17 protein-coding genes are annotated in these 19,420 nt (G+C 60.9%); 11 read left to right on the forward strand and 6 right to left on the reverse strand.

Annotated features, from left to right (window positions below; all coding sequences use genetic code 11):
- The first annotated feature begins 16 nt into the window (after positions 1 to 16).
- The 7 genes from ACZ881_RS11305 to ACZ881_RS11335 all read left to right on the forward strand — a co-directional run bounded on the left by ACZ881_RS11305 (position 17) and on the right by ACZ881_RS11335 (position 7,324).
- Entirely contained in the window at positions 17 to 937 is a 921-nt protein-coding gene (locus ACZ881_RS11305; protein WP_476115306.1) for an ABC transporter substrate-binding protein, read from the forward strand.
- A gap of 26 nt (positions 938 to 963) precedes the next feature.
- Positions 964 to 1,878, forward strand: a complete 915-nt coding sequence (locus tag ACZ881_RS11310; protein ID WP_429329833.1) for an amino acid ABC transporter permease — start codon at positions 964 to 966, stop codon at positions 1,876 to 1,878.
- Positions 1,875 to 2,642 (forward strand): amino acid ABC transporter ATP-binding protein, encoded by a 768-nt coding sequence (locus ACZ881_RS11315; RefSeq protein WP_476115310.1) that lies wholly within the window; start codon positions 1,875 to 1,877, stop codon positions 2,640 to 2,642. The genes ACZ881_RS11310 and ACZ881_RS11315 overlap by 4 nt, the downstream gene beginning before the upstream one ends.
- Positions 2,643 to 2,644: 2 nt before the next feature.
- Positions 2,645 to 3,778: an N-methyl-L-tryptophan oxidase gene (solA, locus tag ACZ881_RS11320; protein ID WP_476115314.1), complete on the forward strand. Its 1,134-nt coding sequence runs from the start codon at positions 2,645 to 2,647 to the stop codon at positions 3,776 to 3,778.
- Between the two features lie 80 nt (positions 3,779 to 3,858).
- Positions 3,859 to 5,112 (forward strand): aspartate aminotransferase family protein, encoded by a 1,254-nt coding sequence (locus ACZ881_RS11325; protein ID WP_476115316.1) that lies wholly within the window; start codon positions 3,859 to 3,861, stop codon positions 5,110 to 5,112.
- A 25-nt stretch (positions 5,113 to 5,137) separates the two neighbouring features.
- Positions 5,138 to 6,592 carry an NAD-dependent succinate-semialdehyde dehydrogenase gene (locus tag ACZ881_RS11330; RefSeq protein ID WP_476115319.1) on the forward strand — a complete coding sequence of 485 codons (1,455 nt, stop codon included), beginning with the start codon at positions 5,138 to 5,140 and terminating at the stop codon, positions 6,590 to 6,592.
- A gap of 57 nt (positions 6,593 to 6,649) precedes the next feature.
- On the forward strand, positions 6,650 to 7,324 hold the full coding sequence (locus ACZ881_RS11335; protein WP_476115983.1) for a GntR family transcriptional regulator: 675 nt from the start codon (positions 6,650 to 6,652) through the stop codon (positions 7,322 to 7,324).
- Positions 7,325 to 7,404: 80 nt separating this feature from the next.
- On the opposite strand, the gene ACZ881_RS11340 is transcribed toward ACZ881_RS11335, so the two are convergent.
- Positions 7,405 to 7,761: a cupin domain-containing protein gene (locus ACZ881_RS11340; RefSeq protein ID WP_476115322.1), complete on the reverse strand. Its 357-nt coding sequence runs from the start codon at positions 7,759 to 7,761 to the stop codon at positions 7,405 to 7,407.
- Between the two features lie 269 nt (positions 7,762 to 8,030).
- Between ACZ881_RS11340 and ACZ881_RS11345 the strand changes: the two genes are divergently transcribed.
- Complete coding sequence (locus ACZ881_RS11345; RefSeq protein WP_476115325.1) at positions 8,031 to 10,187, forward strand: amylo-alpha-1,6-glucosidase; 2,157 nt, start codon at positions 8,031 to 8,033, stop codon at positions 10,185 to 10,187.
- A 46-nt stretch (positions 10,188 to 10,233) separates the two neighbouring features.
- Here the strand turns inward: ACZ881_RS11345 and ACZ881_RS11350 are convergent, their stop codons facing one another.
- Positions 10,234 to 10,467: a hypothetical protein gene (locus ACZ881_RS11350; protein ID WP_476115329.1), complete on the reverse strand. Its 234-nt coding sequence runs from the start codon at positions 10,465 to 10,467 to the stop codon at positions 10,234 to 10,236.
- Between the two features lie 171 nt (positions 10,468 to 10,638).
- On the opposite strand from ACZ881_RS11350, the gene ACZ881_RS11355 reads away from it, so the two are divergent.
- Entirely contained in the window at positions 10,639 to 12,036 is a 1,398-nt protein-coding gene (locus tag ACZ881_RS11355; protein WP_476115332.1) for an MFS transporter, read from the forward strand.
- Here the strand turns inward: ACZ881_RS11355 and ACZ881_RS11360 are convergent.
- Entirely contained in the window at positions 12,027 to 12,965 is a 939-nt protein-coding gene (locus tag ACZ881_RS11360; protein WP_476115336.1) for a LysR substrate-binding domain-containing protein, read from the reverse strand. The genes ACZ881_RS11355 and ACZ881_RS11360 overlap by 10 nt on opposite strands.
- 238 nt (positions 12,966 to 13,203) lie before the next feature.
- On the opposite strand from ACZ881_RS11360, the gene ACZ881_RS11365 reads away from it, so the two are divergent.
- Both ACZ881_RS11365 and ACZ881_RS11370 read left to right on the forward strand, forming a co-directional pair.
- Entirely contained in the window at positions 13,204 to 14,322 is a 1,119-nt protein-coding gene (locus ACZ881_RS11365; RefSeq protein ID WP_476115339.1) for a PrpF domain-containing protein, read from the forward strand.
- A gap of 12 nt (positions 14,323 to 14,334) precedes the next feature.
- A complete protein-coding gene (locus tag ACZ881_RS11370) occupies positions 14,335 to 15,780 on the forward strand; it encodes an SLC13 family permease (RefSeq protein ID WP_476115342.1) in 1,446 nt (481 codons plus the stop codon).
- Between the two features lie 222 nt (positions 15,781 to 16,002).
- Here the strand turns inward: ACZ881_RS11370 and aztD are convergent, their stop codons facing one another.
- From aztD to ACZ881_RS11385, 3 genes are read right to left on the reverse strand one after another with little or no spacing between them, the layout of a single operon-like run.
- Entirely contained in the window at positions 16,003 to 17,232 is a 1,230-nt protein-coding gene (gene aztD / locus ACZ881_RS11375) for a zinc metallochaperone AztD (RefSeq protein ID WP_476115345.1), read from the reverse strand.
- A gap of 32 nt (positions 17,233 to 17,264) precedes the next feature.
- A complete protein-coding gene (aztC, locus tag ACZ881_RS11380) occupies positions 17,265 to 18,176 on the reverse strand; it encodes a zinc ABC transporter substrate-binding protein AztC (protein WP_476115348.1) in 912 nt (303 codons plus the stop codon).
- Positions 18,173 to 19,420 (reverse strand): ABC transporter, encoded by a 1,248-nt coding sequence (locus ACZ881_RS11385; protein ID WP_476115349.1) that lies wholly within the window; start codon positions 19,418 to 19,420, stop codon positions 18,173 to 18,175. Before ACZ881_RS11385 ends, aztC begins: the two co-directional genes overlap by 4 nt.

The following is a 19,420-nucleotide window of genomic DNA, read 5'->3' on the forward strand; positions in this document are numbered from 1 at the left end:
CTCGAAGGGAAGCACCATGAAGATTCGAACCAAGGCGCAAACCGCAGCTGCCGGACTTGCCGTACTGCTGGCACTGAGCGCTTGTGGAGGCACCGCGAACAGCGATTCCGCCGACAACAGCAAGACTGCCAACACCACCGACATCTCCGAGGGCGTCCAGCCGGATTCAGCTGCTGTTGCCCTGTTGCCGCAGTCCATCAAGGACAAGGGCGAGCTCACGGTTGCCATGGACCTGCACTACCCTCCCACCACCTTCCTGGCTGAGGATAATACGACTCCGATTGGCCTCAACCCGGACATCGCCAGGCTCATTGCGAAGAAGCTTGACCTGAAGTTGAAGTTCGTGGACACGAAGTTCGACACGATTGTTCCCGGCCTCGATGGCGGCCGCTTCGATTTCACTGCCACCACCATGTCCAAAACTGAGGAACGCCTCAAGGTCCTGGACATGATCGACTACTTCAAAGCGGGTAACTCGGTGGCTGTGGCCGCTGGCAACCCACTTAAGCTCACCGTTGAGACCCTGTGCGGTAAGAACATTGCAGTGACGCAAGGATCAACCGGGCAGCTCAAGCGCCTCCCAACCCTCAGCGAGCAGACCTGCACCTCAAAGGGACAGCCGGCCATTAACGGCGTGACGTTGCCCAACATCCAGGACGCGCTGACCCAGCTGCACTCCAAGCGCATCGACGGAATCCTGTACGACACAACTGCTCTCGGCTGGGCTGAGAAGCAGCAGCCAGGCTCCTTCGAACTCGTGGGTCGCGTCGACGTCGGCTCCAGCGACCTGACGGCAATCGGACTGAAGAAGGGCTCGCCCCTGACCCCGGCCTTCCAGACTGCCCTCCAGTCCGTCCTTCAGACCCCGGAGTACAAGGAGTCCCTGGATAACTGGGGCCTGGACTCCGGAGCCATCACTGACGCCAAGCTGAACTAGTGGGTGCTCCGATGAAGCAAGTGACTATGGAAAGAAGCAATGTGATGAGCGGGTTGGATTCGGCATTGAAGCCGCGCTTGAAGCGGCGCAGCACGTTCGAGTACGTCTCCTGGGTGGTGTGCATCCTGGTCGGTATCGGCGTCCTGAGTTCGGTCGCGACGAACCCGAACTTCAAATGGGACGTCGTAGCGAAATATTTCACCCACGAATCCATCCTCCGCGGACTGATGCTCACCATCTTCCTCACCGTGGCCAGCATGGCCCTGGGCACCCTCCTCGGACTGGGCCTGGCCATCATGCGGGCCTCCACCATCAAACCCATCGCCGCCCTCGCCGGGGTCTACATCACGATCTTCCGCGGCACCCCGGTCCTGGTCCAACTGATCTTCTGGTTCAACCTCTCCGCCCTCTACCCGAACCTGAGCATCGGCATCCCCTTCACCGACATCGGCACCGCGATCGACACCAACGCCCTCATGGGCCCCATCACCGCAGCCCTGATCGGCCTGACCCTGAACGAAGCCGCCTACATGGCCGAGATCATCCGCGGCGGATTCTCCTCAGTGGGCAAAGGCCAAATCGAAGCCGCCGACTCCCTGGGCATGAGCGGAGCCATGAAAATGCGCAAAGTCATCATCCCCCAAGCCATGCCCTCCATCATCCCCGCCACCGGCAACCAGGTCATCGGCATGTTCAAAGGCACCTCCCTGGTTTCCGTCCTCGGAGTCGCCGAACTACTCCAAAGCGCCCAACTCATCTACGCCCGGACCTACGAAACCATCCCGCTGCTCATCGTCGCCAGCCTCTGGTACCTCGTCATGACCATGCTGCTGAGCTACCCCCAATCAAAACTCGAACAAAAATACTCCCACACCTCCGCCCGGGTCCCCCGCAAAGCCCGCAAAGTGACACTCACCGCACCGGAAGGCATCGCACGATGAACGCTGACGGCACCATCCACGCCCAAAAAATCCGCAAATCCTTCGGACCCAAAACAGTCCTCAAAGACGTCGACCTCGACATCGCCAGCGGAGAAATCTGCTGCATCATCGGCCCCTCCGGCTCCGGCAAATCCACCCTCCTACGCTGCATCAACGGCCTCGAAACCGTCGACTCCGGCATCCTCAAAGTCAACGGCGAAGACTTCGGCTACTACGAAACAGACACCGCCTACCACGCACTCCCCCCCAAAAAACTCGCCCAACAACGCACCCGCGTCGGCATGGTGTTCCAGTCCTTCAACCTCTTCCCCAACATGACAGCCCGCGACAACGTCATGGCCGGACCCGTCCTGGTCAAACACGCCGACAAAAAACAATCAGCCAAACACGCACAAGAACTCCTCACCAGCGTCGGCCTCGAAGCCTTCGCGGACCGCTACCCAGCCGAACTCTCCGGCGGCCAACAACAACGCGTCGCCATCGCCCGGTCCCTGGCCATGAACCCCGAAATCATCCTCTTCGACGAACCCACCTCCGCCCTGGACCCCGAAAAAGTCGGCGAAGTCCTCAACGTCATGCAAGACCTCGCCAAAAAAGGCATGACCATGGTCGTCGTCACCCACGAAATGGGCTTCGCCCGCGAAGTAGCCGACTCCCTGATCTTCATGGACGAAGGCAACGTCGTAGAACGCGGCGACGCCCGCGAAGTCCTCACCAACCCCAAAGAACCCCGCACCCAAGCCTTCCTCAAGCAGGTCCTCTAACCATGGACGGAAAGCTCGCCGTCATCGGTTTGGGCAGTATCGGCAGCATGGCCCTCTGGCAAGCCTCGCGACTCACCGACTCCGTAGTGGGATTCGAAGCGCACTCCCCTGCACACGCACGCAGCGCCGCAGGCGGAGACACCCGGCTCTTCCGCATGATTTACCGCGGCAACCCCGCCTACTACCCCATCCTGGAACGCTCCCGCGAACTTTGGGCAGAACTCGAAGCGGAGACCGGGCAAGACATCTTCACCCGCTGCGGCGGACTGTCCATCGGCACCACCGACGGACCATACCTCCGCAGCCTGCTCGAAACGACACGAATCACCGGCGCCGCCCACCAGATCCTCAGCCGTGAGGAAATGGCCGCCCGCTACCCCCAACACAACCTCCGCTCCGACGATATCGCCGTCTACGACCCCAACGCCGGCGCCCTGCGAACCGACCGCGCCATCACCGCGGCCATCACCGCGGCGGAATTCAACGGTGCATCGGTCAAGACCAACACTCCGATTGACAGCATCACTGAAACTGACGACGGCGTCGTTATCACGTCCGGTCAAAACTCCTGGACCTTCGAACGGGTCATCGTTGCCTCGGGCGCCTGGTCCAAACAACTCATGCCCGAATACCTCAAAGCCCACACCGAAACCAAGCGGATCTTCCTCTCATGGTTCGTTGCCCGCGAAGCAGAACAATTCTCACCGGAAAAATTTCCGATCTTCATCAGGATTTCGGGAAATCGCTCCATGTATGGGGCGCCGGCAGTGGACGGCGTAACCGTCAAAGCCACTCTCGATGGTCGCGGGGCACCAACTCCCGCTGCCGACTCCGTGCCCCGGGATCTCAGCACAGCGGAGATCACGGAAACCATAGAGACAGTTTCGGAGTTCTTCCCGGGCTTGATTCCCAGCATCGTGCGCTCGGATGCGTTCCCGGACCTCTTCACCTCCGATTCGCAGCCCTTGATGGGTTTCCTCGGCAAATCCGCCAGGGTCTACTCGGCAACCGGATTCTCCGGAGCCGGCTTCAAAATGGCCTCCGGCTACGGAGAAATTGCAGCCAACGAAGCGCTCGGCAAGCGCTGGTTCGACGGTCTGGACTTCCTGCGGCCCCAGCGGTTTCAAGAACCCTGACAAGTTCCGCGTGAGCAACGGCAATAACACACGATTCGCCAATTGTTGACAATCTACAGTTCCTAAGAAAGTATGAAGCCATGGCAACACTTAGCCCCATCCTGAAGCAGGCAACCCCCGTGGTTGTCGACCACGCGGCCGGTAGCTGGATCCACGCGACCGACGGCAAGAAATACCTGGATTTCACCACCGGGATTGGTGTCACCAGCACCGGTCACTGCCACCCCGATGTTGTGGCCGCCGCCCGCGAACAGGTGGGCAAGATTGTCCACGCCCAATACACCACCGTGATGCACAAGCCGCTGTTGGAGCTCACCGAGCTGCTGGGAACTGTGTTGCCGCAAGGTTTGGATAGCGTTTTTTACGCAACATCCGGCTCTGAGGCCGTAGAAGCCTCAATCCGCTTGGCCCGCATGGCCACCGGCAGGCCCAACATCATCTCCTTCCAAGGTGGGTTCCACGGCAGGACAGTCGCCGCGGCCTCCCTCACCACAGCTGGAACAAAGTTCCGTTCAGGGTTTTCACCCATCATGGGCGGAGTGCACGTAGCCCCGTTCCCGCACTGGTACCGGTACGGCTGGGACGAAGCCACCGCCGTCGAATTCGCGCTGAAGGAACTGGACCACCTCCTCCTGACCATCAGTGCGCCCAGTGACACAGCCGGCTTCATCATCGAACCCGTACTCGGTGACGGCGGCTACATCCCCACCCCCGTAGCCTTCCTCCGAGGCCTGCGTGAACGAGCAGACAAACACGGCATCGTGCTGATCCTCGACGAAGTCCAGGCCGGCGTTGGCCGCACCGGTAAGTTCTGGGGCCACGACTGGGCCGGAATCCTGCCTGACGTAGTGATCACCGCCAAAGGCCTCGCCAGCGGCTTCCCCATCTCGGCAATCGCCGCCTCCGCAGAGCTGATGGGCAAAGCCTGGCCAGGCTCCCAAGGCGGAACCTACGGAGGGAACGCCGTCGCGGCAGCAGCCGGAGTGGCCACTCTTGGTGTCATCAAGCGCGAAAATCTCGTGGAAAACGCTCTACTCCGCGGCGACGAACTCAGGGCAGGACTGGAGACACTGCAAACCGAGTTCGCCGGAATCGGCAACGTCCGCGGCCGGGGCCTGATGCAGGGCGTCGAATTCACTGCAGCAGACAACACACCGGACGCGGCAACTGCACTGGCCGTTCAGCAGGCTGCCATCAAGGAAGAGCTCCTCCTCCTTACCTGTGGGCCGCACGGCAACGTCATCCGCCTCATCCCCGCACTGAACGTCAGCAGCGACGAGATCCAGCTTGGCCTGTCCAGGTTCTCGCAGGCACTCAAGTCGGCCACCTCCTAGTCCCCCGATCACTGAAAGAGCCACCATGACCCCCTCATTTGATCCCAGCTCACTGCAGACAGACCTGTTCATCAATGGACGCTGGCAGCAGGCCGCAAACGGCGCCACCTTTGCAGTGGAAAACCCCGCAACGAACGAAGTCATCGCCCACGTTGCCGATGGCAGCCCCGAAGACGCCGCCCTGGCAATTGAGGCCGCCGGATGCGCCCAAGCAGCGTGGGGAAAATCCACGCCTCGGGAACGCGCGGACATTCTCCGCCGCGCTTACGAACTCGTCATTGCCAATACGGACCGATTGGCAGCCATCATGACTGCCGAGATGGGCAAGCCCCTCACGGAGGCAAAGGGCGAAGTGGCCTATGGCGCCGATATGCTCCGCTGGTTCTCCGAAGAGGCAGTACGGATCGGCGGAGACAACGCCAGCTCCGTTGATGGCAACACCCGCATCCTCATCACCAAGGAACCTGTTGGCCCTTCCGTACTGGTGACGCCATGGAACTTCCCGCTCGCCATGGGCGCGCGGAAGATCGCGCCGGCAGTTGCTGCCGGTTGCACCATGGTGTTCAAGCCGGCGGAGCTGACACCCCTCACATCGCTGGCGCTCGTTGCAATCTTCAAGGAAGCAGGACTTCCCGACGGCGTACTGAACGTTGTGACGACGTCGAGCGCTTCCAGCGTGGTCAGGACCTGGACGGACAGCGGGATTGCGCGCAAGATCAGCTTCACGGGTTCCACGGAAGTGGGAAAGATCCTCCTGCGCCAGGCTGCTGACAACGTCATGCGGTCCTCCATGGAACTCGGCGGAAACGCCCCCTTCATTGTGCTGGCCGATGCGGACATCGAGAAGGCCGTGGACGGAGCCATGAAGGCCAAGATGCGGAACATGGGCGAGGCCTGCACGGCCGCCAACCGCTTCTTCGTCCACCGCTCCGTAGTGGAAGAGTTTGGTGAGAAGTTCTCGAAAAAGATGTCAGAATTGCAGGTAGGCAATGGCGCTTTGGCAGGGACCGACGTCGGACCCCTGATTGAACAGAAGGGCCTGGAAAAGGTCGAAAGCCTGGTCGCGGACGCCGTATCCAAGGGCGCACGTGTCCTGACCGGCGGCAGCCGTCCGGAAGGGCCTGGCTACTTCTACTCCCCCACCGTCTTGGTGGACGTACCCACGGACGCAGCGTTGATGTCCACGGAAATCTTCGGCCCTGTAGCTGCCATTACACCGTTTGACAGCGAAGACGAAGTCGTACGCCTGGCCAACGATACTGAATGGGGCCTGGTGGGGTACGTCTTCACGGAGAGCATGGACAAGGCCATGCGGTTCTCCGCCGATCTGGAAGTGGGAATGGTCGGGCTGAACACCGGCTTGGTATCCAATCCCGCCGCGCCGTTCGGTGGGGTCAAACAGTCCGGGTTGGGACGCGAAGGCGGCAAAATTGGGATTGAAGAGTTTTTGGAATACAAGTACACCGCAGTAGCGGTCTAATAAATTCAAATTGCCGAAGCATGGAATGAGGGGATGTCAATGGCGGCACCGGAGGGAATGTTCGTTTTGGAGGGCCGGCCCACGGCGCAGCTGATAGCTGACCAATTGCGGGAGCTTATTGTCCAGGGAGCTTTCAGGCCTGGACAACAAGTCAACGAATCGGCACTGGCCAGTCAGCTCAGCACGTCCAGGGGCCCACTCCGCGAAGCTCTGCAACGGCTGTGTCAGGAAGGCATCCTGGTGAGCAAGCGCAACCGCGGCGTCTTCGTGCTGGAACTCTCCACGGATGACGTCAGGGAGATCTATGCGGTCCGTGAAGCTGTGGAACTTGCCGCCGCCAACACGCTTCTGGATTCTGAACCGGATCAGGTCGCTGATACCTGCCGGGAGCTTAAAGGCATCATCCGAAGTATGGCCAAACAGGTCGCGGCTTCGGATTGGCAGGCTATCGCCCGGCTGGATATGCAATTCCACACTGCCTTTGTTTCAGGAACAGGGAACACGCGCCTGATCCGGATTTACGAGACCCTGGCTGCGGAATCCAGGATGTGTATCCTCAGCTTGGAAGTGGCCTACCCACGTATCGATGCGCTGGTGCAGGAACACCAAATGATCCTGGACCTGCTCGAAGCGCGCGATCGGAGTGGCCTGCAAAACGCCATCAAACGTCACATGCAGAAAGCCGTGGAGGACCTTACGTCCAAGCCTGAAGTGACGGGGATAACCGCTTAGGCATCGTCGAATATCCGAATCAAGTGAAGGGCCCGGTTCAGTGAACCGGGCCCTTCACTCCATCTACTGGACCTTCGCTATTAGACCTTGGGAAGGTCGGCAACTACCCACATCTTCCGCAACGTTTCATGGATGGTCCACGTTCCCGTCCACCCAGCCGGCGTGACGAACAAGGAGCCGGGACCGACTTCGAAGCTGGTTCCATCTTCTTCGGTAATGGTCGCTGTGCCACTGAGGATCTGGCAGATCTCGTCAAAGCCAGGCCTGGTACTCGTGGACACACCGGGCGTTGCCTCCCAGATGCCGGTTTTCAGTCCTTCCCGGGCCCAAAGGCGGAGGGACACTTCAGTCTGGCCGGGAGTGCTTGATGTGGGCTTCGGAAGGTGTTCGCCAGGGTTCTCGGTATTTGCATTTTTCATGACAGTGGCCTTGACCATTGATTACTCCTTCTGGGGCCTGAGCCCCGCGTGACTGTGCCCGCCGTCGTTGGAAGAGCACATGTTCCATCCTAGCAATTGTCAACAATCGACGATAGGCATTGCTGAAAACAGCCGCAGAATGGACGTTGTCCCCAAACTCAGGCCAAATGCTCCCGACGCTGGCTGCCGGCCCCAAGGTCTGGCCCACACCGCCGTCCGGGAGTAGCGTCACTGTGAGGATGTAGCACGACAGCGAGGACTCGGCAGGAGCGCTAAAGGAGCCGGAAATGGCTGGATGGAATGCCGATACCGCGGCCGGTCCCCTGGGTGCCGGGACGGTCACCTTGGTAGAGGGCACGTCCTTCTGCATTTCGCTGCCCAGCGGTGATATGAATCCGGATCATCCCCACGGCCTCTTCTTCCAGGACACGCGCATTCTGTCGGCATGGAGCCTCAGTGTGAACGGACAGACCGTGGAACCTTTGACCGCCCAAACGAAGGAACCGTACAGGGCGGTCTTCGCTGGACGCATCACCATGCCTGGCGGATACGCTGACACTCCGCTCATCGTGGAACGCACCCGGGAATTGGGTTTTGGGATGGTGGAACACCTCACCGTGCGCAACTACTCGATGAAGCCCGCGGAATGCCTCATCGCGATCACTGTAGCTTCCGACTTCGCCGATGTCTTCGAGGTGAAGGAAGCGCGCGTGCAGACGCAGTGGGAAGAAATCCGCGAGGCCGATGCCAATTCATTGACCATTCACGCCCGATGGCAGGAAGTCCGGAAGTCCGTCGTCGTGAGTTCCGACGTCGCTGAAGCGGGCCTGGAAGGTTTCAGCTACCGGACCACCATCCCGGCATGGGGCTCCTGGAGCACCCAACTCACGGTAATCCCCGGTCTTGAAGGGGCTGCGCCATCAGCGCCCGTGGTGCATCCCGCCGTCGGACAACTGTCCCGGAGTGATCAACGCCGGCAGGAATGGGTGGCCAAAATTCCCATCCTGCAGATGGGCAACCACTCAATCGAGAGAACCCTGCGGCGGAGCTACGACGATCTTGGCGCCCTCCGCATCGAAGACCCTGCCCACCCGGAGAGAGTGGTGGTGGCTGCAGGAGCCCCGTGGTTCATGACGCTGTTTGGACGGGACTCGTTGTGGGCGTCCGAAATGGCCATGCCTGTTGATCCCTCGCTGGCCCTGGGAACGTTGCAAACGTTGGCTGAGCGGCAGGGCACGGTGGTTGACCCCGTGACCGAGGAAGAACCGGGCAAGATTTTGCATGAGGTCCGGTTGGATGTCTCCAGCAGCCTGGCTCTGGGCGGCAAGTCCATCTACTACGGCAGCGTCGATGCCACTCCCTTGTTCGTGGTGGTATTGGGTTCGGTCAGCCGTTGGGGGTTCGCCAAGGACACCATCGCCGCCCTGCTCCCCCATGCAGACCGGGCCCTCGACTGGATCCGCGACTATGGCGACAGGGACGGCGATGGCTTCGTCGAGTATGAGCGCCTCAACGATCGCGGGCTGATCAACCAGGGCTGGAAAGACTCATGGGATGGGATCAACTTCGCGGACGGACGCCTTGCCGAGCCTCCCATCGCGCTGTGTGAGGTCCAGGCATATGTTTATGACGCTTACATGGCCCGGGCCTGGATGGCTTACGACGCCGGCGACGCACCCCTGGCGCGCGAGCTTGCCGATCGCGCGGCCCAGTTAAAGGCGCGTTTCAACGAGCATTTCTGGATGCCGGACCGCGGCTACTACGCGATCGCACTGGACGGCAAAAAGCGGCAGGTGGACGCTTGCGCTTCCAACATGGGGCACTGCCTTTGGGTCGGATTGGTGGATGATGACAAGGCGCCACTGGTAGCTGAGCGGCTGATGTCACCCGAGATGTTCAGCGGTTGGGGTGTGCGCACTCTGGCAACCGACATGGGTGCCTACAACCCGGCCAGTTACCACAACGGATCGGTCTGGCCGCACGACAATGCCGTCATCGCTGCCGGACTGATGCGCTACGGATTCGTGGAGGAGGCTCAACGAATCGCCACGGCCCTGTTCGACGCGGCCGCCTTCTCCGAGGGGCGCCTCCCCGAACTGTTCTGCGGGTTCAGCCGCGGGCAGTACAGCGAGCCGGTGCCCTATCCCACGGCCTGCTCACCCCAAGCCTGGGCAGCCACCTCACCCATCCAGCTGATCACGAGCCTGATGAGGTACGACGCCCACGTGTCCCACGGGGGATTCTGGATGGATCCGCAACTGCCGGCAGAATACGGCGACTTGCACATCACCAACGCACCCATGGCAGGCGGCAGGGTAACTATCGACATTGCCGATTCAGTCCCCAGAGTGCAGGGACTGCCGGATGGGATGGTGTTTCATCAAGGACACCGGCCGTGGTTGACCGAACTCGTGGAACAGGCAGGGCTGCGGAAGAAGGCCTAGTTCACGGCCTCAGTGGCCGGGTAGCCCATAACGCGCGGGTACCCTTCTAGGACGCCGCAAGCAACGAGGTTGCGCCTGCGCGGCCGTAGCTGGCCGTCTCACGCAGAATCCATACGGCCGGCACGCCGCCCACGGCGGGCATCACTTGACCCTCGGTGATGAACATAGTGGCCTCTTCATTCCACTTCAGTGACCACCATCCCGTTATCGGGCAGTGGTGACCGGTGTCGGCCGTCGCAAAGTGGTCCAGGGTAGAGGCAGCAGGGCGTCGCTTCTTCATGAGATTTCCTTCGTTCGCTTGGCATGTTGGAGATAAAAGGAAGACATGAACAGAGAATATCAATTGTCAACAATCTACGAAAGGGGTTTTGGTGGGAAGTTGGACAGCATTATTGCGACTCATTCTTGATAAGCTGTTATTGTCCACTTGCCCCCCCGATAAGGATCCACCATGGCCAGCCCCGACACACGGCAGCAAAAGATGAGTCCGACGGCGGCGCGCACCCTTCGTTCGAAACGCACCGGGTTACGTCCTGCGAGGGACGAACCAGCCCCGCAATTGCTGCTCGCCAGTCAACTGATTTTCAACATCGGCTTCTACGCAGTTGTGCCCTTCCTTGCGGTGGCCATGCGAAATGACTTTGGAATGGGCGCGATGGCGATTGGCATCGTCCTGGGGGCACGCACCTTCGCCCAACAGGGAATGTTCCTGCTCGGTGGGGCGCTTGCAGACCGATGGGGAGCACGCCAGTCCATGATCACGGGATGCCTTGTCCGCATTACCGGATTCTTGCTCCTGGCTTGGGCTGCCGACTTCACACTGTTCCTGATCGGAGCCGTGGTCACCGGGATAGGCGGGGCATTGTTCTCCCCAGCATTGCAAAGCCTCGTCGGCGTGGCCGCCGAGCGCAGTTCTTCCAAGAACACCGATCGCGCCGGAAACGATGCCCCCGGGCAGAACAACAGGTCCAGCCTCTTTGCGCTGCTTGTGATCTGCGGTGAAGTAGGCGTGGTTGTGGGTCCGCTGTTGGGATCACTTCTCCTCGCCACAGGCTTCGACACTGCGCTGCTGACCGGGGCCGCTGTCTTTGCCCTGATGGCTGTGGTCTTTTGGCTCTTCCTGCCAAAGACCGCCCACACGACCAAAACTCCCGTCGAACCAACTGGCCGCGTGCCGCCGTCGGACCTCTGGTCCTGCCTGAAGGACAAAAAGTTCATCGGGTTCGCGGCCTTTTTCAGCGTCAATCTGGTGGCGACCAACCAGCTGTACTTCGGACTTCCGGTAGAACTCGAGCGGAGCGGGGCCGGTGCAAGCTCACTGGCGCTCGTCTTTGCCTACGCATCCGTCCTGACCATCACCTTGCAGTGGCCAATAGCAGGCCTCATGCGAAAAGCCGGACCCAGGATCGCCCTTCCCCTAGGTTTCGCCTTGCAGTCCCTCGGCTTCGCTTCTTTGGGAGTTCTGGCGATATTTCCCCCGCCGAACTGGCTGCCGATCCTTCCAGCCCTAGTGCTGGTGACGGGTACAGCACTAGGCAACATGTGTGTGTTGCCCGTCGCCATGGGCCTGGTCCTGGAGTTTGCGGCCGGACGCCCTACCGGCGCGTACTATGGCTTGCTGGCAAGCGCTGGAGGCTTGGCGGTTGTCCTGGGCAACACAGCCCTTGCTCCCCTTTACGAACTCGCCTACACGCCGTCAGTCACGGCCATGGCGCCCTGGATCTTCCTGTCAGCGCTCGGGGCCATCACTGCTGCTTTCATCCGGTTTTTCGTCCCTGCATCATCCGTTCACCCTTCACTTCGACAGGACTTGCAGGCGGCGCAAGGCGAGGCATCGCCTCAGAGATAGTCGCTGCCACGTTCACGGGCAATCTCCAGAAGGGTTGAGTGGAAGGCCACCTCTGCGGGCGCATACACCTTGTCCTGGCGCTGGGCCAAGAGAACCCGGCGCTGTGGGGCGTCGGCACCGAGGCTGAGGATCCTGACATCCGGATGCTGCAGAGCCACCGCCGTCTTGGGGACCATCGCCACACCCATGCCAACGCTGACCATGGCTTGAGCCTCCTGGTAGTCATTGGCAAGGAAGCCGATGGTCGGCTCAAAGCCGGCGTCGTGAGCGGATCGCTGAAGGACCTCCACTACGGGGTGGGCCTCAGCACGGACTATCCATGACTCCTTGCGGAGCTCTTTCATGGTCACTTCATCACGGTCCGCCAAGGGGTGCCCCTTGGCCACGAGGATCACCGTGCTCTCCTGGAACACCTCCGTGATCCGAATGGCCTCGTCATTGAATCGGTTCCACGGATAATCCCAGAGTAAGCACAGTCCAGTGACGCCGGACTCCAGATCTGAGACGAGCTCGTCGAAACGCGCGCTGCGCACGGAGAGGCCGATCGCCGGGTATCGCTTCTTGAACGCACGGATCACCAGTGGCAAGAAGGAACCGGCCAGCGTGGGGAACGTACCAACCGTCAACGAGCCTCGACTCAACCCGGCGATCTGGCCCAGGTCCGACCTGGCTGCTCTCATTTGTCCGACGATTTTCCGAGCATGCCCTGCCAGTACCTGACCCGCCTCCGTGGGAACCACTCCGCGGGATCTGCGGTTGAGGAGGGGCTGGCCCACTTCCTGCTCCAGTTTCCGCAACTGCTGCGAGACGGCAGAGGGCGAATACATCATGATGTCAGCCGCCGCCGTGATTGATCCCTGCTCAACCACCTCAACCAGGAGGGCAAGCCGCCGGATATCGAACAAATCCACATTCTCATCGTTAAGCAAGACTTCACCCTTCTTCTTCTTTGGTTCATTCTATGCAGCCTCCAGTCATGGAGAGGAATTTTCGCATGAAAGACCGCTTGGGATAGTCCAGAAGTGAAACACCTTGGGCCCACATTACAGTGGTTGAAGCATTCCTACACTCCCCCTCATTTATCCAACATTGTCTTCACATGTGATCCGGATCATTCTCGTTATAGGCCACAAGTTCACTAAGTGCCACGGGAAGCAGGGAAACACAATGAAGATCGAAGCCGAATGGATGCGTGGAGGCACCAGCAAGTGCTGGGTCTTTGAAACTGATCACTTGGAGAGGGCAGGCGCCAACCTGGACGATCTCCTGCCACGACTCTTCGGAAGCCCGGATTCACGGCAGATCGATGGCGTGGGCGGGGCTACTTCAACCACCAGCAAGGCGATGATCCTTAGCCGCCCGGCGGACCGTGATGTGGATGTCGAATTTACTTTCGCCCAGGTGGGCATCGAAGAAGCCTCCGTTGACTGGGGCAGCAACTGCGGGAACTGCTCGGCGGTTGTGGGACTCTATGCCATCGAGAAAGGGTGGGTGGTGCCCGACGGCGATTCCACCAGGATCGTCACCCGGAATACCAACACGGGCCAGATCATCATTCAGCGGGTTTCAACTCCCGCCGGTGCCCTGCCGATCGTCCCTGACGCACAGATGCCCGGCGTCGTGTTTCCCGGTTACAGAGTGGGCCTCGGCTTCCAGAATCCGGCCGGCAAGACCACCGGACGTTTGCTTCCCACCGGCTCGGCAACTGACACAATCGTTGCCGGCGGAACCCGTTGGACGGTTTCCATGGTGGACGCGGGCGCACCTGTGGTCATGGTGCGGGCTGAGGAGCTTGGACTGGACACTACCCGCTATGACACGTGGAAAGCCGGCGTCGAATTGCAACTGGACACCCTGGACAACATCCGTCGCCAGGCAGCTGTCCGGATGGGAATGGCGGCCACTCCCGCCCAAGCCGCGCGGGCTGTTCCCAAACTCGCAATCGTTGGGCCTCCCGAAGGGCCTGACGCGGAATGTGACGTCAACGTCATGATGCTCTCCATGGGCAAGCCGCATCCCGCCCTGGCCATCACCGGCAGCATTGCGCTAACGCTCGCAGCCCGTACACCCGGCACCGTGCTGAACACCATCACCGGCAACACAGACGAATCAGTTCTGAAGCTCAGGACGCCTGCAGGCGTCATCGAAACCTGGAGCGAGGAACAAGGTGGGTCCCTTCTGGTGGGCGTCGACCGAACTGCGCGCACCATTGCCTCCAGCATCATTCACCTCCCGGAGACTCTCGGCAACGTCGTCGAAGCCTCACTAGCAACAGCCACTCGATGAGGAGAAAACACCATGGCTAAGACAATTTTCAAACCAGCACCCGAGGCTGAGAGCGACATCCGGGAAGAACGTTACCAGCGCCCCAATAACCGCCGCCGTATCCTGCTGATAACGGTTGCCGCTTCCGTCATCCTGGGTCTGGTTGCCATCCTGTTTGGGGGTGCCATCTTCAACCCGGCGGCTACCCCGGAATCGGAGCCGACCATGACAGCCACCCAGATCATCCCGCTGGTAATCCTCGTGGTGATGTTCGTCGTCGCCACCAAATGGCCATTGAACATCGGTGTCATGGGACTCGTCGCTTCCTTCGGAGTCGGCTACTTCATGCTTGGCATGACAGATAAGGAAATCCTGGCCGATTTCCCCGCCAACATCGTGATCACCATCATCGGTGTCACGTACTTCTTCAGCATGGCCCAGAGGAACGGGACCATCGACATCATCGTCCAGAACTGTGTCCGGCTTGTTCGCGGCAAAACGCTGCTTCTGCCGTGGGTATTCTTCCTCCTGGCAGCATCACTCACTGCTTTGGGCACGTTCTCTCCCGCCGCCGTAGCACTGCTGGCACCCGCCGCAATCGGGCTTGCCTACGAATCACGCATCCACCCGGTCCTCATGGGCGCTTTCATTATCAATGGAGCCCACGCCGGCGGTTTCTCCCCGCTCTCGGTGGCCGGCGTCCTGGTGCATGACATCGCTGTGAAGAACGGCTTCCCGATCTCCCAAGGCGCTCTTTTCGGAGCAAGCTTCGCGCTGAATCTCATCCTCTCAGTCCTCACCGTGGTCCTGTTCGCCCTCCTGGGCAAACTGCGCGACGGCGCTGCCGGCCAGCACGCCGACCTCGAGGCACGCGCAACCCGGCCTCATGGCCAGCAGATCCTCACTTTGGGACTTATCGTAGCCATGCTCATCTGCGCTTTGGGCTTCCACATGCCGATCGGTTTCGTCGCTCTCTCGGCCGGACTCCTGCTGGCGCTGGTCAACATCAAAGAGCACCAGACCTTCATCGGCGGAGTCTCCTGGTCCACCGTGCTGCTGGTCGCAGGCATGATCACCTACGTTTCCCTGCTTCAGCACGTCGGAGTCATCGATACCCTCGCCGAGCAAGCCCTTGCACTCGGAGCACCGCTCCTCATCGCCTTGGTGCTCTGCTACGTCATCGGTGTCGGCTCGGCCTTCGCCTCGTCCACCGCACTCCTCACGGCCTTCATCCCCCTGGCCGGTCCCCTGCTGGCAACAAGCTCGCTCAGCGCATCGGGGACAGTGGCGGCCCTCGCCATTGCCGCAACCGTCGTGGACGTATCGCCGTTCTCCACTGACGGCGCCCTGGTGGTGGCCAACGCCCGCGAAGACGATCGTCAGCGCGTCTACAAGCAGCTGATGATGTACGCAGGCGGAGTTGTCCTGGTGGCACCCGCACTTGCCTGGGCACTCCTGGTTCCCACTGGCATCATGTAGCTCTGACGAGCGAACGAACGCCGACGAAACAGTTCGGCACGCGTAGGAACCGCCCCTGCACACCATCGCAACAGGTAGCCCGACCGACGGGCGCAGGAGCGCGAACCAACGCACCAAGGGCAGGACCATCCATTGGTGGTCCTGCCCTTGTTTGTACTTCAGATGTTGGAGCTCAGTGCACTGTGACTCTCAATGCGCTGTGACTCTCAGTGCGCTGAGACTTTAGTGCGCTCCGAGGGTGATGGCGATTTCGTTGGGCACGACGTCCAGCTTGGACGATGCCGTGACCTTCCCGGTGGCCAGATCCACGGAGTGAACAGTGTTTGCTGCCGGTTCAGTGACATAGGCGATATTGCCGTTGACCACGATGGCGGGGTGTGCGTCCTGCCAGTCGGCGGGGCCTTCCCAGGCCTTGATCACGGGGAATTTGTTGACGATCTTCCCGTCCTTGGGATCAAGCACATGGATTGAGCCGTCGGTGGAGAGGATGTAGGCCATGTCGCCTGGTCCCCTGGCGACATCGCGGAAGGTGTACTGGACAGTTTCGGGGAGCTTGACCACGTTGAAGGTGTGCTTTTCGGTGTCGATCAAGGCCACCGAGTTAAGAAGGTAGCCTTCGGCGTCAGGATCAGTCTTGTAGTCGCCCACCACAATCGGGCTGGTCTCGGAAACGAACGCGTTGCCCATCCGGCCGTACTTGTCCGGTGCCGTGAACTTCTCGAACTTACCGTGGTGGTAGAGGAGGGCGCCATCCTCGCAGCCAAAGATCACTGCCTCGTCGGCTGCAGTTCCCTCGCCATGGATGCCCGGGCATTCTTTGCTTTCGGCCACCTTGTCCCAGTGGTCGCCGTGGGCTTCGAGTGCCATAGCGCCGCTGCGTGAAGTCTTGTCTCCGATGGTGGTGAGAAGCTTCCCGTCCTCCAGAACAATCGACACACCATGGTGTGCGGAGTCAGCCTTGTACGTCTGTGCAGCAGGCACAGCACCCTCAGCCTTGGCGAGCTCGTCGGTCTTGAGGATGGTGGTGGTGCCCGTCCCGTCGTCGAACAGGACGGTGTTGCCGGCGTGCCGGACCACGTGGCCGGCAGCCGTTGCGTCAACCCGCAAATCGGTGAGCTTGGGTTCCACCGTATCCAGCAGCTGGAAGCCTGCCTTGGTGGTGACAAAAACGTGGCGACCGTCCCCGGCAGCGTTCAGCCTGGTGAACTCCTCGGAGTCGAATTTCTTGACGACCTCCAATGTCTTGCTATCCAGGACGCTGATGCCTCCCGGGTAGGAGATGGCAACCCGTCCTTGCGCTTCGACCGAATCCGTGGAGTATGCGCTGGACGTATCGGATGTACCGGCTGGAGTGGTGTTGGCGCAGGCGGACGCCAGGAGCGTCATCCCGGCTATCAGTGCGATGCCACCCAGGCGGGTGCTTCTTTGGCGGAGCATGTATGGGTTCCTCATTCTGTTGTGGTGTTCAGGTGCTGGTGACGTGATCAAGGTTTGAGCCCGGTGACTATGCGGTTGGTATTGGCGCGCATCATGTCCAGGTAGGTTGGTGCCCCGCCGTCGGGTCCTGTCAGGGATTCGGTGAAGAGCTCCGCGACCTGGACCTGGACGCCGGCTTCATTGGCGAGGACTTGCACCAGCCGGTCCGGCTGGGACGAGTCCGCAAAAATGGTGGGGACGCCGGCACCACGGATGGCCTCGCTGAGTTGGCGCAGGTCAGCTGCACTCGGCGCCGCCAAAGTAGTTCCCCCGGGGATGACCGCACCAACAACCTGGAAGTCGAAGCGTTTGGCAAGGTAGCCGAAAACATGGTGGTTTGTGACCAACGCCCTGCGCTCCTTGGGGATGGCAGCAAATGCGCCAGTCATTTCTGTGTCCAGCTGAGTGAGCTTGTGCCGGTAGGCCGCTGCGCTGGAAGCAAGCTTGGTGGGGTCGATTCCGTCGATATCGCGTGCGGCGCCTTCGACAGCGTCCACGACGTCGATCATTGCTGCCGGGTCGGTCCAGAAATGAGGGTCAGGTGCCCCTTCGGCGTCACCGGAACTGTAAGGCACGACGTCGATCACCTCACCTGCCGCCATGACCGGCGCACCGGCTTTCGCGGCCCTGTCCAGGTGTTGCTGCAGCCCTTCCTCCAGGCCAAGGCCATTGGAAACCACCAGGTCTGCGCTGCCCATGAGGGCAGCCTGTTGCGCCGATATTTCGAACGAGTGCGGATCAGCGTTGGGCTGCATGAGGGTAGTTACTTCAGCCTGGTCGCCGAGGACCTCTTTCGTGATGTCACCCAGGATGTTGGTTGTCACCACTACCTGCGGCTTCTCCGGAGTCCCGGGGTGGGAGCAACCCGACAGAACCAGCCCGGCCACCGCGGTGAGGGCAAGTAGAGCCGCCCGCCTCATCGGCCGGTCTCCACGAAATGAACCGGCTTCGTAGGCAACTCGAGGGTCCGGGCAATCCGGGCGTCATCGGCATAGTCAATTTCATGGATCAAACCCTCGGCGGGCGCATTGACGTAGGCGCGTTGGGCGTCAACTGTGAGCTGAATATTGCCGGCGAAGGCCGGATCAGCCAGTGATCCCGCCAACAGCGCTTTCGTGCTGGCAATCTGTTCTTTGGATGATCCGTCATATACCTGAACCGTGCCGTCGGCGCCGATGACCACCACGTGGTGGTCGGCGTCGTCGACTGTTGCGGCGGCGACTACGGGGGTACTCGTCGGCAGCCATTCCCACGTGCGCTGGCGGGTGTTCAGGAGCCAGACCCCGGAATCGGTGCTGAGGCCGGCAATCGTGGGCCTGCTCTTGCGTCCGTCGAATTCGGTGGCCGGGGCAGCGACGTCCTCCGGGTAGGGAACCCTATCGAACACTGGCGTTGACCCTTCCATCGTGGCGATCACCGCACCATCGGAGCAGCCAACCACCAATCCCACCCTGGTGGTGATAGTTCCTGCCGCTGCGGGGCAGTCGGTGGTGGCCAGTTCCTTACCGTCGATGTCAATGGCTCGCAGGCGGGCGGCGTTCCCTGCATTGTCGGGTTCGGTGACCACTGCCCCTTCGCCCAGTGGAGCGATCAAGCCCGCGTGCGGTTCGGTCTTGAAGCGAAGGGTCTCGGTAATGGTCCCGCCGGAGAGCTCCGGATTATCCAGAAGTACTGCCTCCCCGGAGTTTGGGAAGAACATCCCCGTTGTGCCGGCCGTCGACAGCAGCCCCGTGGCAATGGTGGCAGTACCTTCACCGTCAACCCTGCCAATATTCCTCGCTGCGCCCCGGTAGTAGTGGAAGTGATCCACGTGATCCCAGGTCCACGCGCCACTGTCCACGATGTCAACACCTGTGTTGCTGGCGGCAAAGACGTAACGCCCGTCGGTGCTAACCTCAGCTGGAGACCGGACCTTCCCCAACCGGGACTGCGTACCGTTCAGGAGGTCCAGCATGGAGGTTTCGCCTTCGGCGTCGATGGCCACAAGGTGAAGCTGCGGTTCAGCGACCTCGGCCACTCCGGTGATCGTCCCGTGCCCGTCACCGGTCGACGCCGATTCGCTCGCGTCAGGTTGTGGCGCCTGCGCAGTGGACGGGTTGCCGCACCCAGCAAGAAAGAGCAGCGCCAGCGTGGCTAGTGCCACCGGTTTTGTAGGGAGGTTCAT

This window comes from Paenarthrobacter sp. TE3676 (genome assembly GCF_056279165.1).

What these genes read in the sequence shown, in the direction of transcription:
- ACZ881_RS11305 (WP_476115306.1), top strand. Translation starts at nt 17, where the DNA reads ATGAAGATTCGAACCAAGGCGCAAACCGCAGCTGCCGGACTTGCCGTA.
- ACZ881_RS11310 (WP_429329833.1), top strand. Translation starts at nt 964, where the DNA reads ATGGAAAGAAGCAATGTGATGAGCGGGTTGGATTCGGCATTGAAGCCG.
- ACZ881_RS11315 (WP_476115310.1), top strand. Translation starts at nt 1,875, where the DNA reads ATGAACGCTGACGGCACCATCCACGCCCAAAAAATCCGCAAATCCTTC.
- solA (WP_476115314.1), top strand. Translation starts at nt 2,645, where the DNA reads ATGGACGGAAAGCTCGCCGTCATCGGTTTGGGCAGTATCGGCAGCATG.
- ACZ881_RS11325 (WP_476115316.1), top strand. Translation starts at nt 3,859, where the DNA reads ATGGCAACACTTAGCCCCATCCTGAAGCAGGCAACCCCCGTGGTTGTC.
- ACZ881_RS11330 (WP_476115319.1), top strand. Translation starts at nt 5,138, where the DNA reads ATGACCCCCTCATTTGATCCCAGCTCACTGCAGACAGACCTGTTCATC.
- ACZ881_RS11335 (WP_476115983.1), top strand. Translation starts at nt 6,650, where the DNA reads ATGTTCGTTTTGGAGGGCCGGCCCACGGCGCAGCTGATAGCTGACCAA.
- ACZ881_RS11340 (WP_476115322.1), bottom strand. Translation starts at nt 7,761, where the DNA reads ATGGTCAAGGCCACTGTCATGAAAAATGCAAATACCGAGAACCCTGGC.
- ACZ881_RS11345 (WP_476115325.1), top strand. Translation starts at nt 8,031, where the DNA reads ATGGCTGGATGGAATGCCGATACCGCGGCCGGTCCCCTGGGTGCCGGG.
- ACZ881_RS11350 (WP_476115329.1), bottom strand. Translation starts at nt 10,467, where the DNA reads ATGAAGAAGCGACGCCCTGCTGCCTCTACCCTGGACCACTTTGCGACG.
- ACZ881_RS11355 (WP_476115332.1), top strand. Translation starts at nt 10,639, where the DNA reads ATGGCCAGCCCCGACACACGGCAGCAAAAGATGAGTCCGACGGCGGCG.
- ACZ881_RS11365 (WP_476115339.1), top strand. Translation starts at nt 13,204, where the DNA reads ATGAAGATCGAAGCCGAATGGATGCGTGGAGGCACCAGCAAGTGCTGG.
- ACZ881_RS11370 (WP_476115342.1), top strand. Translation starts at nt 14,335, where the DNA reads ATGGCTAAGACAATTTTCAAACCAGCACCCGAGGCTGAGAGCGACATC.
- aztD (WP_476115345.1), bottom strand. Translation starts at nt 17,232, where the DNA reads ATGAGGAACCCATACATGCTCCGCCAAAGAAGCACCCGCCTGGGTGGC.
- aztC (WP_476115348.1), bottom strand. Translation starts at nt 18,176, where the DNA reads ATGAGGCGGGCGGCTCTACTTGCCCTCACCGCGGTGGCCGGGCTGGTT.
- ACZ881_RS11385 (WP_476115349.1), bottom strand. Translation starts at nt 19,420, where the DNA reads ATGAACCTCCCTACAAAACCGGTGGCACTAGCCACGCTGGCGCTGCTC.